The organism is Bacillus mycoides (assembly GCF_000832605.1).
Lineage (GTDB): Bacteria > Bacillota > Bacilli > Bacillales > Bacillaceae_G > Bacillus_A > Bacillus_A mycoides.
Genome location: NZ_CP009692.1, coordinates 550,331 through 565,511 on the forward strand (window position 1 = coordinate 550,331; position 15,181 = coordinate 565,511).

12 protein-coding genes are annotated in these 15,181 nt (G+C 32.9%); 4 read left to right on the forward strand and 8 right to left on the reverse strand.

Translation table 11 applies throughout. The features are described from left to right. Positions 1-13 precede the first annotated feature (13 nt). A complete protein-coding gene (locus BG05_RS04705; protein WP_002130147.1) occupies positions 14-1,567 on the reverse strand; it encodes an ABC-F family ATP-binding cassette domain-containing protein in 1,554 nt (517 codons plus the stop codon). Positions 1,568-1,736: 169 nt separating this feature from the next. Here BG05_RS04705 and BG05_RS04710 point away from each other — a divergent pair, with 169 nt between their 5' ends. The 3 genes from BG05_RS04710 (at position 1,737) to BG05_RS29175 (ending at position 4,784) form a co-directional block, all read left to right on the forward strand. After that, positions 1,737-2,309, forward strand: coding sequence for a TetR/AcrR family transcriptional regulator (locus BG05_RS04710; RefSeq protein WP_003192666.1), 573 nt, complete (start codon positions 1,737-1,739; stop codon positions 2,307-2,309). 58 nt (positions 2,310-2,367) lie between these two features. Continuing rightward, positions 2,368-3,312, forward strand: coding sequence for an SDR family NAD(P)-dependent oxidoreductase (locus BG05_RS04715; RefSeq protein ID WP_002166381.1), 945 nt, complete (start codon positions 2,368-2,370; stop codon positions 3,310-3,312). 141 nt (positions 3,313-3,453) lie between these two features. Further along, positions 3,454-4,784, forward strand: a protein-coding gene (locus tag BG05_RS29175) for an IS3 family transposase (RefSeq protein ID WP_087944740.1) whose coding sequence is annotated in 2 segments (ribosomal slippage) — positions 3,454-3,841 and positions 3,841-4,784 — 1,332 coding nt in all. Because the reading frame shifts where the segments join, the coding sequence is not laid out codon by codon here. Positions 4,785-4,853: 69 nt separating this feature from the next. Here the strand turns inward: BG05_RS29175 and BG05_RS04730 are convergent. The 7 genes from BG05_RS04730 to BG05_RS04760 form a co-directional block, all read right to left on the reverse strand. Then, a complete protein-coding gene (locus BG05_RS04730) occupies positions 4,854-5,792 on the reverse strand; it encodes a glycosyltransferase family 2 protein (protein WP_002130144.1) in 939 nt (312 codons plus the stop codon). 92 nt (positions 5,793-5,884) lie between these two features. Then, positions 5,885-8,557, reverse strand: coding sequence for a YfhO family protein (locus BG05_RS04735; RefSeq protein WP_033734366.1), 2,673 nt, complete (start codon positions 8,555-8,557; stop codon positions 5,885-5,887). Between the two features lie 322 nt (positions 8,558-8,879). Further along, positions 8,880-10,301 carry an oligosaccharide flippase family protein gene (locus BG05_RS04740; protein WP_002184476.1) on the reverse strand — a complete coding sequence of 474 codons (1,422 nt, stop codon included), beginning with the start codon at positions 10,299-10,301 and terminating at the stop codon, positions 8,880-8,882. 93 nt (positions 10,302-10,394) lie between these two features. Continuing rightward, entirely contained in the window at positions 10,395-11,375 is a 981-nt protein-coding gene (locus BG05_RS04745) for a glycosyltransferase family 2 protein (protein WP_003192661.1), read from the reverse strand. Positions 11,376-11,606: 231 nt separating this feature from the next. Beyond that, positions 11,607-11,951, reverse strand: coding sequence for a DUF2304 domain-containing protein (locus BG05_RS04750; protein ID WP_002143937.1), 345 nt, complete (start codon positions 11,949-11,951; stop codon positions 11,607-11,609). A 6-nt stretch (positions 11,952-11,957) separates the two neighbouring features. After that, on the reverse strand, positions 11,958-12,686 hold the full coding sequence (locus tag BG05_RS04755; protein WP_000021472.1) for a glycosyltransferase family 2 protein: 729 nt from the start codon (positions 12,684-12,686) through the stop codon (positions 11,958-11,960). A gap of 218 nt (positions 12,687-12,904) precedes the next feature. Beyond that, positions 12,905-13,417, reverse strand: a complete 513-nt coding sequence (locus BG05_RS04760) for an acyl-CoA thioesterase (protein WP_000412118.1) — start codon at positions 13,415-13,417, stop codon at positions 12,905-12,907. 366 nt (positions 13,418-13,783) lie between these two features. On the opposite strand from BG05_RS04760, the gene BG05_RS04765 reads away from it, so the two are divergent. Then, entirely contained in the window at positions 13,784-15,097 is a 1,314-nt protein-coding gene (locus BG05_RS04765; protein ID WP_002184478.1) for an ArnT family glycosyltransferase, read from the forward strand. Positions 15,098-15,181 lie beyond the last annotated feature (84 nt).

The following is a 15,181-nucleotide window of genomic DNA, read 5'->3' on the forward strand; positions in this document are numbered from 1 at the left end:
TTTTCTATTATAATTAAGAATTATTTTGTGACCATTCTTCAACATTCCAAGTTTTTGTAATCCAGCCTTCATAAAATTCTGGTTCGTGACATACAAGAAGGATTGTCCCTTTATATGCCTTCAGAGCTTTTTGAAGTTCTTCCTTTGCTGTAACATCAAGATGGTTTGTTGGCTCATCGAATAGGATCCAGTTACTTTCTTCACCCATTAACTTACATAAACGAACTTTTGCTTGTTCGCCACCACTTAATTGATTTAGCGGGCGAGAGATATGCTCGTTTTTTAATCCGCATTTCGCTAACATTGCACGAACTTGATGTTGGTCCATGCTAGGGAATGTGTTCCAAACGTCATCAATTGGTGTTATATTATCAGCTTTTACTTCTTGCTCGAAGTATGCAGGCTCTAAGAAGTCACCAAGACTTGTTTTACCGCTTAAAGGTTTAATTTTTCCTAAAATCGTTTTTAGTAATGTTGATTTACCAACACCATTACAACCAACGATGGCAATTTTTTCACCGCGTTCAATTGTCATTGTTAGTTTTGGTAATAACGGATGTGTATATCCGATTTCTACATCTTCACCTTCAAAGACGAAACGGCTACTTGCACGACACTCTTTAAATGAGAACTCTGGCTTAATTGCTGTTTCAGGACGATCAATACGCTCCATGCGATCAAGTTGTTTTTGACGACTTTTTGCACGACCTGTCGTTGAATAACGAGCTTTGTTCTTTGCAATAAAGTCTTCCTGCTTTTTAATAAACTCTTTCTGTTTTTCATAAGCATTTATATGTTGATTTTTATTAATTTCGGCTAACTCTAGGAATTTTTCGTATGTCGCTGTATAGCGCGTCATTTTTGTAAATTCTAGATGGAAAATAACATCAACGCATTTGTTCATAAATTCCGTATCATGAGAGATTAATAAGAATGCATGTGGATATTCTTTTAAATAATTAGTTAACCAATGAATATGTTCAACGTCTAAATAGTTAGTAGGCTCATCGAGTAATAACACTTCTGGTTGCTCAAGTAATAGCTTTGCAAGTAATACTTTTGTACGTTGTCCACCACTTAGTGCTGAAACATCACGATCTAAACCGATTGCATCAATTCCAAGACCTCTTGCTGCCTCTTCGATTTTCATATCTAGTAAATAGAAACCACCTGCTTCGAGAGCATCTTGGATTTCTGCCATCTGCTCAAGAAGGTCCTCTAATTCTTCCGGTGTTGCCGTTCCCATTTTTTCTGCAACTTCATTTAAAGCTTTTTCTTTTTCAAATAAAGGTAAAAACGCGTCAGCTAATACATCACGAATTGTGCGACCAGGTGTTAAAATTGTATGCTGGTCTAAGTAACTGTAATTTGTACCAGGTGTCCATTCTACACGGCCTTCATCATGGATAAGTTGACCAGTAATAATATTCATAAATGTTGATTTACCAACACCGTTTGCACCGACTAATCCGACATGTTCTCCTGCTAGTAAACGCATGGATACATCTTTAAATAATGTGCGATCGCCAAATGTATGGCCTAGTTTTTCTACTGTTAATAAGCTCATAGTATCCTCCGTCCAACTTGAAATAGTACCTTGAATCATGATACTAAATTATTGAGTATAATGCTATCCTTTCAAAATGTATCTTTTTGTAAGAAACTCATTGTATTTTTTTAGGAAAAGGTTATAATATTAATTGAACAGTGGTTAATTAAATTGTGAGGTATGAAAAATGTCGCCAAGAAGGGCAGTTAAACAAGAATTAACGAGAGAAATGATTATGAATGTAGCAAGAGACTTATTTATAAAATTAGGTTATCAGCATACTTCAATGCGTAAAATTGCAACAGAACTAGGATATAGCCATGGTGCCATCTATTATCATTTTAAAAATAAAGCAGAGCTTTTCTATGCGATGGTAGAGCAAGATTTTCAATTGCTGAATCAAAAATTAGGTGAGATTAATGATCAAAATTTACCACAAGAGGAACAATTGAAAGCTGTTTTATTTGGTTTTATTGAATTTGGTTTGCAAAATCAAAGTCATTATGAAATCATGTTTTTAATTAGAGATGATGAGTTAAAAGAATGTTTAGCAGATGGCCCAAATGTTAGTTACGAAAAATTTGCTACTGTTGTATCTTCTTTGTGTAATGAGAAGGTAAATGTAATGACAATATGGTCTGTTTTTCTATCATTACATGGGTTTGTGGCACACTATTGTGGGAATGATCAAACATTTGAAGAAGTAAAAGGATTAGCTAAAGTACACGTGGAGTTTATTTCAAAATCACTTCTTATGTAAGTGATTTTCTTTTTAATATTAATTGAACATCGGTTAATTAATTTAGGGGGGATATATAATGAAAAAAGCTTTAGTGCTAGGAGCATCTGGATCAATGGGGTATGCAATTGTAAAAGAATTATGTAGCAGAGGAATTCATGTAGTGGCCTTTGCGAGGAATAAAGAGAAATTAGAGATATTATTTTCTGGAGAAGAAAATGTGAAAGTTGTAGCGGGAGATGTATTTATACAGGAGGATATAATGGAAGCCGCGAAAGGCGTTGATATTATATTTCATGCTGTAAACATTCCATATTCAGATTGGGAGAAGAAGCAACCAAAATTATTAAAAAATATATTAGAAGTAGCAATGTATTACGACAGTAAGTTAGGGATAGTTGATAATATTTATGCGTATGGGAGGCAAGGGGAAGAACCTGTAGTGGAAGAAGTTAAAAAGGCACCACATACGAAGAAAGGGAAAATTCGGTTACAGCTAGAAATGATGGCAAAACAGGCTCGTGTACAAATGTTTATTGCACATTTCCCTGATTTTTATGGTCCAAATGCAGAAAGTACACTTGTTCATCATACTTTAAATGGGGTACTTGCAAATAAGTTATCAAGCTTTGTTGGAGATAAAAAGATTGCTCGTGAATATATTTTCACACCAGACGGTGCAAAAGCAATGGTTGAATTAGCTTTACGTGATGAGGCCTATGGACAAAATTGGAACATACCGGGTTGTGGTGTCATTACAGGTGAAGAGATGATTCAACATATACAAGAATTAACGGGATATACAAAACCAGTAATGACAGTAAAAAAAGGTATGATAAATTTAATCGGACTATTTGATAAGCAGATGAAAGAATTTGTGGAAATGCTATATTTGACAGAAAATCCTGTTGTATTAAGCGGAGAGAAATATGAGAGGTATATTGGTGAGATACCTAAAACTTCTTATTATAGCGGGCTAAAAGAAACGATTATATCTATGCAAAAAAAGGTATGTAAATATTAGTATAAAAAAAGTTACTTCTGTAGGTGAACTGTACCCCGAATCATGGACACTTAAAAAAAGCCCCATGATTCGGGGTTTTTGTGTATTTTTATCAAAAAACCTCGTTATAATGGAACCAACGATAGAAATGAGGTACGGAGAATGGGTAAAATTATTTTTAACGAAATTCAAATGAAACAGCTAGAAAAAAATAAAAATGTATTAAAAGCGTCGGACCGTTCGATTAGCTATTGTTCAGATTTCAAAGTAAGAGCGGTAAAAGAAAATCAACAAGGAAAAGGTCCTAGCCAAATCTTTTTAGAGAATGGGTTTGACTTAGCTGTGATCGGTGAGAAGAAACCAAAACAATGCTTGAAACGTTGGCGAAGAACCTTTGAACAATTTGGTGAGGAAGGCTTTTATACAGAACGCCGCGGGAAAGGAAGCACGGGACGCCCTTCGGAAAAACCCCTCTCTTCTGATGAAAAATTAAAGAAAGCGGAAGCACGTATTGCGTTTTTAGAAGCGGAATTGACATTCCTAAAAAAGTTAGACGAACTCGAAAGGCAGGCGTTACAGAAGAAGCGTTAACACCACGAGAAACATACACACTGATTGAACAAACCATACGTCGATTCCAATTCCCACGTATGGTGCGTTACCTTTGCACACTGACTGGGGTAAGTCGGAGTGGATACTATGCGTGGCTTCATCAGACAGATAAACAGCTGGAAAAAGAACGCAATGATGAAACAGATTATGAATGGATCCAAGAAATTTTTAATCGAAAAGGGAAAACATGTGGTGGTCGTTCTATCAAAATGGTGTTGGAAAAGACAAAAGGAATTTGTATGAATCTCAAGCGTATTTACCGTATTATGCGTAAATATAACCTTGTGACAAAGATTCGCCGAGCGAATCCTTATAAACACATCGCAAAAGCGACACAAGAACATAAAACATGTCCGAACCTTTTAAAACGCCAATTCAATCAAGAAGAGCCTGAAAAAAGTATGTTAACGGATATTACCTATTTATTTTATGGAAAAGGAAAGAAGGCTTATTTATCATGTGTAAAAGACAGCGCAACACGAGAGATTTTAGCCTATCATGTCTCTTCCTCTTTACGAATGGATATCGTCTATCAAACATTAGATAACTTGAAAGAGAGATTAGGAGAAGTCATTCATCCTGAAGCGCTTCTACATTCAGACCAAGGTATTCATTATACACACCCTGAATTTCAGAAACGTGTAAGAGAAATGGGGATCAGACAATCTATGTCCCGTAGGGGCAATTGTTTAGACAATGCACCAATGGAATCCTTTTTTGGTCATATGAAAGATGAATTAGATTATAAAGATTGTCAAACCTTTGAATCCCTTGAGCTCAACATAAAGGATTATATGGAGGAGTATAATTATAATCGTTATCAGTGGACATTAAAAAAGATGGCTCCGATCGAATATCGGAACCACCTTTTAAGTGCTTGATTTTTCAGGGCTTTTTTATTAAACTGTCCATTTTATAGGGTACAGTTCAAGGTAGAAGTAACTTTTTTATTATGCTTTTTGTTTGACTTCACTAACTTTCTTTTCAGCTACAATAAAATGTGGTCTACGTTTTGTTTCATAATAAATGCGACCGATGTATTCACCCATAACACCTAGGAAAATGAGTTGAATACCACCAATAAATAATATAGCGGAAATTAAAGTGAAGTATCCTGGGACTTCAACACCACCAACAATAATTTGAATAAATGTAGTAATTACGTATAAAATCCCTAAAATAGTTGTTAATAATCCAAGATATATAGATAGTCTTAATGGTTTATTATTGAATGAGATAACACCATCTATTCCGTAATTTAACAATTTAGAAAAAGTCCACTTACTTTCTCCATCAGAACGTAATACATTTTCATATCCAATAATTAGTTCATTAAATCCAATCCAGGAGAATAAACCTTTTGAGAAGCGATTGTATTCGCTTAAAGATAATAGAGAATCAACAGCTCTTCTACTTAAAAGTCTAAAATCTCCAATGCCGTCTACTAGTTCAATATCTACAAACTTATTCATCACTTTATAGTATAGACGAGAAACGAAAGAGCGAACGGGTGAATCACCTGTTCTTGTTCTTTTTGCAATAACTTGGTCGTAACCTTCGTTATATCCTTCTAACATTTCTTTTATTAGTGTAGGAGGATGTTGCAAATCGGCGTCCATAATAACAACTGCATCACCTGTAGCGTATTTTAAACCAGCTAACATAGCGGCTTCTTTGCCGAAATTCCGACTAAATGATATATAATGAACAGCTGCATCTGAATTTGCCAAATCACGTAGAATATTTAATGTATCATCTTTACTACCATCATTTACAAAAACAAATTCATAATCGGTAGTTAATTTATGAATTTCTAGAGAAGTCTCTGAATAAAAGGCTCGAAGCATCTTTTCTTCATTGTAGCATGGTACGACTATTGAAAGAGTCATTTTTGACCCTCCTTGTTTATAATGGTTAAAACGTTATTTAATATTTTTTATGAAGCTATCCGCTTTGGATAGCTTCATGATTTATTGAGTGCTCATTGCTGCTTTTTAAAAGGCAATTTTCGGCGTCCTTTTTGATTTGTAAAAACTAGTAAGGCTACACAAATAATTAGTGAAATAATTGATATAATCATACCTAATTTAAAGTAAGGTGTAACATAAGTCATTTCGATTACATGTGCTCCTTTTGTAATTGGTACGCCAATAAAGGCAGAATTTGCTTTCGTGAATTCTGTTTCTTTTCCATCAACTTTTATAGTCCAACCTTTACTATATGGAACAGATAAATATAGTAATCCATCCTTTTTTGAGTTGATTTCACCTTTTAAATAGTTGTTTTTATAATAAATATTTTGAAGTCTATTTTCAGTTAGTTTTTTTGTTTCTTTTTGTACACCTTCGTAATTTACGATATTTGCTTGTAAGTCTTCAAGTTCGTATTCACCTGGCGCATCAATAGAAATAGTTAGTTGGTCTGGGCGATCGTCTTTACCTAAATTATAAACAAATCTTTCTAAAGGATATGAGTATGCACCAGTGTCTTCACCTTTCCCCATATCTTTCCCGTTAACTACTGCATGGAATGAACCTTTATTTTTTATCTTTAATTCTACAATTAAATCTCCAGGAGTATTAGGATAATTTATAGGTACAATCATATTTCCATTGCCGTGGACAATGAGTTTATTATTCTCTTTTTCCATATTTTCTAGTTGTACTTTTTCCATATTGATAGATACCGCTTTTGAATTAAGGTTCTTTTTATCAAAATGAGTTAATGAAAAGTCTTTTCCATTATTAACGACTACAGCATGTAATAATAATTGGTCACGCTGAGCGAAGTTTAATTTAGAAAATTCTTCTTCACTTATACCAGAATCATATACATACCCTAACGGTAAAGCATAGTCATTTTTGTAAATATTATATGGTCCTACTTGTTTTAATAGTTTATATCCATATGGGATATTTTTTTGATCTGTATCAGCGCTTAGTACGCGATATTTTACACCTAACATATTTTCAAGTAGTAGTCGACTATCAACTTGGAAGAACATCGAAGGAGTGTCGAACCCTTGGAATACGTTGTATTTATTTTTCATAAAGTCATGAACATAATAATTAATCAAGCTTTGGTACGTACTTGTACCATGATAACCTTGTAACATTGGTGTGTTATGGGCGCTAGCTGGGTTAAGAATACGATAAAAGTCCGTATCATATTCTTGTATATAACGAATGGCAGCAATCTCATCTTTATTATCATAGCCAGATACATGTAAAGCTTCTTTTGTAGCATTGCTTTGTCCGAAAGCGGTACTAAGTATATTATTAGCATACATGTAATTCATGGAAATTGTACTAACGAGTACGTTCACTACAACTAAAAATTGTATGAAAGGTTTAGAAAGATAACGCCATAAACATACTGTAATGAGAGAAAGAACGATAGTTCCGATTAAAATATTGTCAACTACCTGTAAAGGTTTATCACTTACATTTATATTTACTTTTCTATAAAATGCATAAATGAATAATCCTATTGACACTAATGAACTCATTATACAAGGTAATTTATGTTCTTTCTTATGAACAATCATCCAATCTAAGATGTATGCTATAGTTTGAGCAATTACAAATACAAATAAATAAAGCCATCTATATTGCATTGCTGAGAAACCATTAAATACAGAGTATGTATACGGAAGCATAAACAGAATGAACATGAAAAATGTAAAGAATACTTTATTTTTAACAAGTTTATCACGTATAAACATTCCAAATATGATTAGGAATAAAATTAAAGCTGGTAAAGCTAATTGATGATTTTCAGCATCATATACGAAGAAGATAGTTTCCATTAGATCTTTATAAAATGTATCTTCAAAGAATAAAGGTATATCAAATTTCTTCGTTAACCGATCCGCACTAAATACCGCATTGACTGATGGAATAAAGCAAACTGCAGCCAAGCCAAGTGATAGACCGTATAATAATCCAATTTTAATATAATAGGTTAGAAAAGAGACGATTGTTTTATTTTGCTGTGTGGCAAAGTATTGGAAAAATGCGTAAATGAAAATGAAAATACTTGTAATAAAAGCAAAATAAAAGTTCGATGCTAACATTAAAGTAGCAGCTACTAAGAAAAGTCCACGTTTCTTTTCTATAATATATTTATCAAGTCCCCATATTACTAATGGTAAAAATACGATGGCATCAGCCATGAAATCCCAAAGTAATGAATGGCGCATAAAAGTAATACATCCACCATACATAATAGCAGCAATAAAAGATGAGAAGACTGTTTTCTTATGATAACGTAAAGAACCATACATGAATAACATAGCTAAAAAGTTTTTTAAAATACTCATGTATAATTTCATATCATAGATTTGTTCAATATTTAATTTAGGAAGTAACAGCGTAATCCAGAAGAACGGCGCTGTACTGTAATAATAACTAAACTCTCCAAATAAATCTCCACCTAATCCATAATCAAAAGACCAAAAAAGATTACCATCTTTAAAGGCATGTTGCAGGAGAAATGTAAAGAAACCAAATTGGCTTAATGCATCACCTGTACCAGAAAAGACTTGATTAGATGTTAAAAAGAAATAATGAAAAGCAAAAGCACACAATAATAATATCGGAATAATCATTATAGTTTTCTTTGAGAAAATCTTATTGTTCGGCTTTATGCTCATAAAAATTTATAATCCTCCTTCGAAAGTTGTTACATATAAAAACACACCAATTATGAAGGTGTGTTTTTTAGTTTTAGCATAAAAAAATATATATTTTTGTTGTATCATATATATTTTACAAGCATTGAGTTTCATAGTTTACTTGTAATTTAGTATAAAGCATTCTCAGAAAGTAAGTCAATTTGACATGGAATATATAGCATTTTTAACCACTGAAAATTCGAGAATAATGAAGTGCAGTCTTCAGAATTTATGTTCTGTAAATGATGGTATATAAAAAGCCAAAAGCTTTTCCATTCTTAATAGGAAAAGCTTTTGGCTTTTAAGCGTTTTTACGAACTAATTTTTTATTTACAAATCCTAAAATCAACCCGCGTATTTGTGGATCAATTGCAAGGCCAATAATACCGTACAATATACCAGTAAGTGTTAGAGCTACCAGTGGTGGTAAGTTAATTAATACTGTGCGGTATAGGGCGTAACTGATTATAAATGCTAGTGTATTAAATACAATCCCTTTGAATAGTAATGTAAATCCTTTACGAACGAATAAAGTAAATCCGATTAATAAAGTAACCTCAGTAATGATAGCAGCTACCGCAGCTCCCATCATTCCAAATTGGCCACCTAATACGATGTAACTTACGATAGCGACAGCTAATCCAATTCCCATCGTTGTCGCACGCTTCCACTGTTGACCAATAGTTGTTAAATTATCAGCAAGTGGATAGTTGATAGATTGTAAAATAACCATAAAGGCTAAAATTGCAAGAGCATCACCGGCTGGTGCATATTGTTCACCTAATAAAGTAACAATCCAAAAGCTTGGATCAGCGATAAATGGAATGGAGATTCCCATTCCTAAGAAAGACATAAGTTTTAATTCGAACTGTGATAGTTTTCTATGTTCATCAATATTCTTTTCATTTCCAAAAGCAAATAACTTTGGATAAAAGGCTGCTGCAATTACACCAGGTATTTGATAAAGGACAGCAGGTATTTTAGAAGCAGCTCCAAAGAATCCAACTTGCTCATACGTTGAAACTTTTTCTAATATAATGGGCCCTAACTGTGGTAAGAGCATAATGATAATGCCATTGATTGTGAAAATGAGCAATTGATCTAAAATGCCTTTATCCCAGCCCTTATGAACTGTTGTATGGCGAATTACCATTATAAAGGCGATGAGTCCTGTTACGAGACTGGATATCCCGTACATGGCAGCAACCATCATAAGTGACCATTTAAAGGACATTCCTAGTAGAAGAGCAGCTGCGGCTGTTACACCTTGTATTACAGAAATAATCGCTGTAAATTGCATGCGTTCTGTTACTTGGAAGTAAGCCATCCCGACACCTTGTAAAGTGGCTCCAAACATTGTCGGCAGTACAACCCAATATACCATCGCACGTAAGTAAGCATCAGGATAGAAGAACTGAGCGAAAATAGCGAAGAGCACAGAAATTACGATAGCTAATACTAAACGAATACGTAAATAACTACTAATTAGTACGCTAATGTTAGCGTTGCTTCTCGTTCCTTCACGCATAAATGTATGTGTCAAACCTGCATCTGTAAAATAACAAATAACAGCGGAAACTGCTAAAGCAGTTGTAAACATCCCATACTCTTTTGGTGAAACATATCTTGCAAAGAAAATGGTCGCAATAGCAAGTACAAATCGAACAGTAATATTTCCTACAAATAGGTAGGAGGCGTTTTTAAGGATTTTATTTGTTTTCATGGAACAAGACCTTTCTATTTTTCAGGACGCACTTCGTCCTATTTGTAAATTTGATTTGTTTACGGAAAGTATGTTTAAAAGCGTATTCTTTATTTAAGAAAACATAAACTTTATTCGTACAAACCAAAGCATTGCGTATAGCTTTTTGCTTCGTTTTCCATTTTTCGAATAAATTTTGCGACAATATTTATTTATATCGCCCTTGATTAATTGAACTTGTGATTTATCTAACTTAGAGCTTCCTTTAATGTATATACAAGCATTGTTAATGACTGTATATGGGAATAGATAAGTTTCAAGGATTTCAATAAGTTCTGTAGAATCATTCACGATTAAGTCTTTTGATTTATTATGAACCCAATCCTTCATTCGATTAAACACTTCTAATTCTTTTGCTGTTTTTAATTCATAATCTTTATACTTTGAAGAAAGATTTCCTTCGGATAAGATTCGATAATATGTTAAATATTCATCTACATAGCATACATTTGTAACGCTCATTAATTTAAATAGAAATTCTAAATCTTCTCCCCAGCTACACCCTGGTGTGAAACGAATATTATGATCCATCACGATAGATCTTTTCAAAATCCAAGTGCTCGTCTGAGCAACAACTTGATGCGTTAAGAAAGCTTTTGTCATATCACCTTTAATAAAGTTTGTCGTGTGCTCAACTTTTTCACCAGTCTCTTCGTAAAAGTTCATATAGCCACAATAACAAGCGTTCATGTTGTTTTTATGCATGCTTTCAACTTGTTTTTCGATTTTTGTTGGATGCCATAAATCATCACTATCAAGAAAAGCAACATATTCTCCGCTAGCATTTTCAATTCCTGTATTACGAGCAACTGAAACGCCTTGATTTTTTTGTGGGACGTATTTTATTTGTCCGGGGTACTTTTGTACAAGGTTTTTTACGATGGAAGGTGATTGATCTTTGCTTCCATCATCTACAATTACAATTTCAATGTTTTTATATGTTTGATCTAGTATTGATTGCATTGTTTCTTCAATATATTTTTCCGTATTATACAGAGGTATGACAACGGAAACGAGTTGTTTTTGTTCCATCATAGAGTTTTTATCTCCTCAAATTTTTTATGTTTTGTACCATATATACAAGTCTTTTGAAAGGAAGAAGACTACAAGAACATCTGTATAAGTTTAACGCATATAAACTTTGTAAATCAACTTTCTATTGTGGTACCTCGTATAATTAGAAAGAAATAATTTGAAATGATAAAAGCTCCTGAATTTTTCAAGCAAAATTCAGGAGCTTTAGTATATTAGTATTTAGTTAGGAAGTTATTCCTTATCTGTTATCTTTAATTTTTGTTTTAATAATGCATAATCTTGCGTTAATGTTACAAGTTGATGGTGTAATTTGGAGATTTTTCTCGTCAGGTCAAAAATTAAGATAAAACAGAATAATAGTCCGAATAAGAATAAAATGGACGGAGGATATTCTACGTTTAATAGTTTTCCAATCCAATTTATAATTTTATCCGTAGAACTTAAAATAGCCATTGTAATACAAACGAAAATCCATAAAATAGCATATTTTGTTTCTAAAGTCCCACGACGAATGGAATTAATAATTGAGAAGAATAGTAATAAAATAAAGATGAATGAAAAGGTAATTATATGCATTCATTATCAACCTTTCACGATTTTTTGCATCAATATAGCAAGACTCACCTTAACCATGTAATATGCAGATTTAAGGGGAGTGATGGAAGATTGTCCACCTTGTCGCTCTTGCATATTTACAGATATTTCATTAATGCGAAGTTTTTTCTTTTTTAAATGAATAAGGACTTCTGGTTCTGGATAATCTTTTGGATAATTGTGTGCAAAAATCTTAATTACTTCTCGATTGATAGCACGATACCCAGAAGTTGGATCCATAAATGTTTGTTTTGTTAGTACTTTCAATAGAGCGGTAAAATAAAAAATACCGATTCTTCGGGAAATACTACCTTTATATGCTGTTTTTTCTGTAAAACGTGAACCCAGCACCATATCGCATTGATCCTCGGCAATAGGCTGTATGATTTTGTATAAATCATCAGGATTATGTTGTCCATCAGCATCGAACTGAATCGCAATATCATATCCGTTCTCATAAGCGTATTTATATCCAGTTTGTACAGCTGAACCGATACCTAGATTATATGGTAAATTAACGAGATGAACAGGGAAATCTTTTACGATTTGAGCTGTTTTATCTTTTGATCCATCATTAATAACGCAAATGCTTAATGCTGTAAAATGCTGTTTTAGTTCTAATAATCTTGTTAATGTATCTGCAATTGCTTCTTCCTCGTTATACGCTGGAATAATAATTAACGTTTTTGGTATTGAAATTGGTACCTCAATAGACATTACCGCACCATCCCTTATATACTTAATCATATTATGGTTATTTTTAAACGAACATTATTTAATATACCATTAATAGCATAACAAAATAAAGGAAAAGCTGATGGGTGATTTTAGGAAACAGGCATCGAATAAAAACGCTAAGGTGTAACACTTTATTATAATAAAAAATACATGCAAGGAAGAAAAAACCTGTGCATGTATAATATAAAATCCTAATGTTACATATTCCAAGGCTTACTTAAAGTTAACACTTCAGCCATTTCTTTACTTTTCAAACGTCCTTTTTTTCTATTTTCTGCACGCTCTGAACCAGTTGTATGTAGCCAATGTTCTTCCTCTGTTTCAGGAATTACTTGTGGTACAGATGAAGGTTTTCCGTCTTTTAATGCGACAAATGTAATGAAACACGTTGCGGCCATTCTACGCTCGCCTGCTAGTAGATCCTCTGCAATTACTTTTACGAAAACTTCCATTGAAGATTTTCCTGTATAACATACGAATGCTTCATAACAAACAGAATCTGCTTGGTGAATTGGAGTTAAAAAATCAACGGAATCGATAGATGCTGTTACGCAATGTTTGCGGCTGTGTCTCGCAGCTGCAATTGAAGCTATACTATCAATTTCTGCTAATAATTTCCCCCCGAAAAGTGTTTGGTGATTATTTAAATCGTTAGGAAAAACACGTGTTGTTTTAATTGCCTTTGATTCTCGCATGAATTTCTTTTCCATATATTCATCCCCTATTTTCTGTTTTCAATCAGAGTGACATGTGTAAGTGGAGTACCCATATTAGATATTTAATGAAGTAAAGTGTTCCAAAAGAGGATTATCCCACTATTTGCGGGCTAATAGTCAGTGGGGGATGAACAAAACCCCCGTGGATTAAAGTTTCACTTTATTGAAATTTCTGTATTTGTATTCATGTAACTGAAAGAAAATTTATCATATATAAAATGTAGTGTAAAAGAGGATTCGCTTACATTGCAAGTGAAAAAGTAATGACTATGTATTTGTCATAGAAATTCCCTATTAACCTTGTGCTTATTCATGATAGAATCGTTTTGTTATGAATGGAAATAGAGGTGCAATGGACATATGAATCATATAAGAACAAATTTTTCGTCTTTCTTCAGTAAAATAATGATTGGTGCGATGCTCGCATTTTTTGCCTATAGTTGTTGGTCGGCTTTTGAAACAAGTAAGCAATTTTTTGGAGGAAGTACAACAAGTATAACAATTGTATTAGTGATTTTTGTTATTCTTATTTTGTTAGTAGCATCAATTTTGCAATATCGTTTTACAGATAAACAATTTCTTGTTTTTCTTATAAGCATATCTACAGTTGTAAGACTTATCACAGTTCTATTTGTAGATGTTCCAATGATAGGTGATATGAAAGCTATGTATGAGTCTGCAAAGCAGATTGCAATTGGCAATAATATAGAAAATATAGCACAGTTACCTTTTATTATTTATGAATCGATCATCATTCGTATATTTGGTGATACGGTATTCGCTTTACAATTATTTAATATTTTATTTTGTACAGGAACTGCATTTTTCATTTATCGCATTGCGTCAATGGTCTTTGGAGAAGAGTGTGGTCGTATTGCATCAATGTTTTACGCTTTATATATTCCAAATATATTTATGAGTTCTGTATTAACGGCGGAATCACTCGCAATATTTTTATTTTATTGTGCTTGTTACATATTTTTATATAAGGGATTAGACCATCCTTATATGTGGGTAATTTCAGCCATTTTATTTGCGCTGAGCAATATGATTTTCCCAATGGGGTTATTTTTACCTATTTTTATAGTTGTATATGTGCTGTTAATTGAATTATTTCAATCAGCAACGAAACAAAAATTACTATTAAAAATGATGGGAATACTTATTCTGTTTTATAGTACTCATTTTGGTGTGAGCTATGGTATCAAGATGATGGGAATGTCACAGTATACGATTTCTAATCAGACTTATGTTCAATCTGTTTTAATTGGAAAAAGTCAAAATGAAGAAAAAACATCCAAAAATAAAAGTGTAAAAGAGCACATTGATCAAGAGTTAAAAGAAATGGAAGTAGAAAGATTTAAACTGTTAAAACCAGTTATTAACCAGCTTTCAGACGAGGGAATAAATTCTATTATTTTTAAATGTGAAAAGCTTATATATATAGTGGTGACATTATTTATGGCCATAGCTTTATTACATTTTCTAATTAAGAAACAGCAAAATGAAGGATATATGTTGTTTGTATTATTAATTACCGGATACGTGTCGTTAAGGCTCTTCCGAGTAGATATGGCATATTATAATATTATTATGCCAGCTTTGTTTATTTTACAAAGCTTTGGTGTTTATATGAGTTATTTTTATTGCCAAAAAATATTTTTCAGAAAATAAAAGAATCCATTCTGGATTCTTTTTTTGTAGATGGATGATAAGGATGAATGCAAAGCGGAGATGAAGAATCTCCACTTTATATCG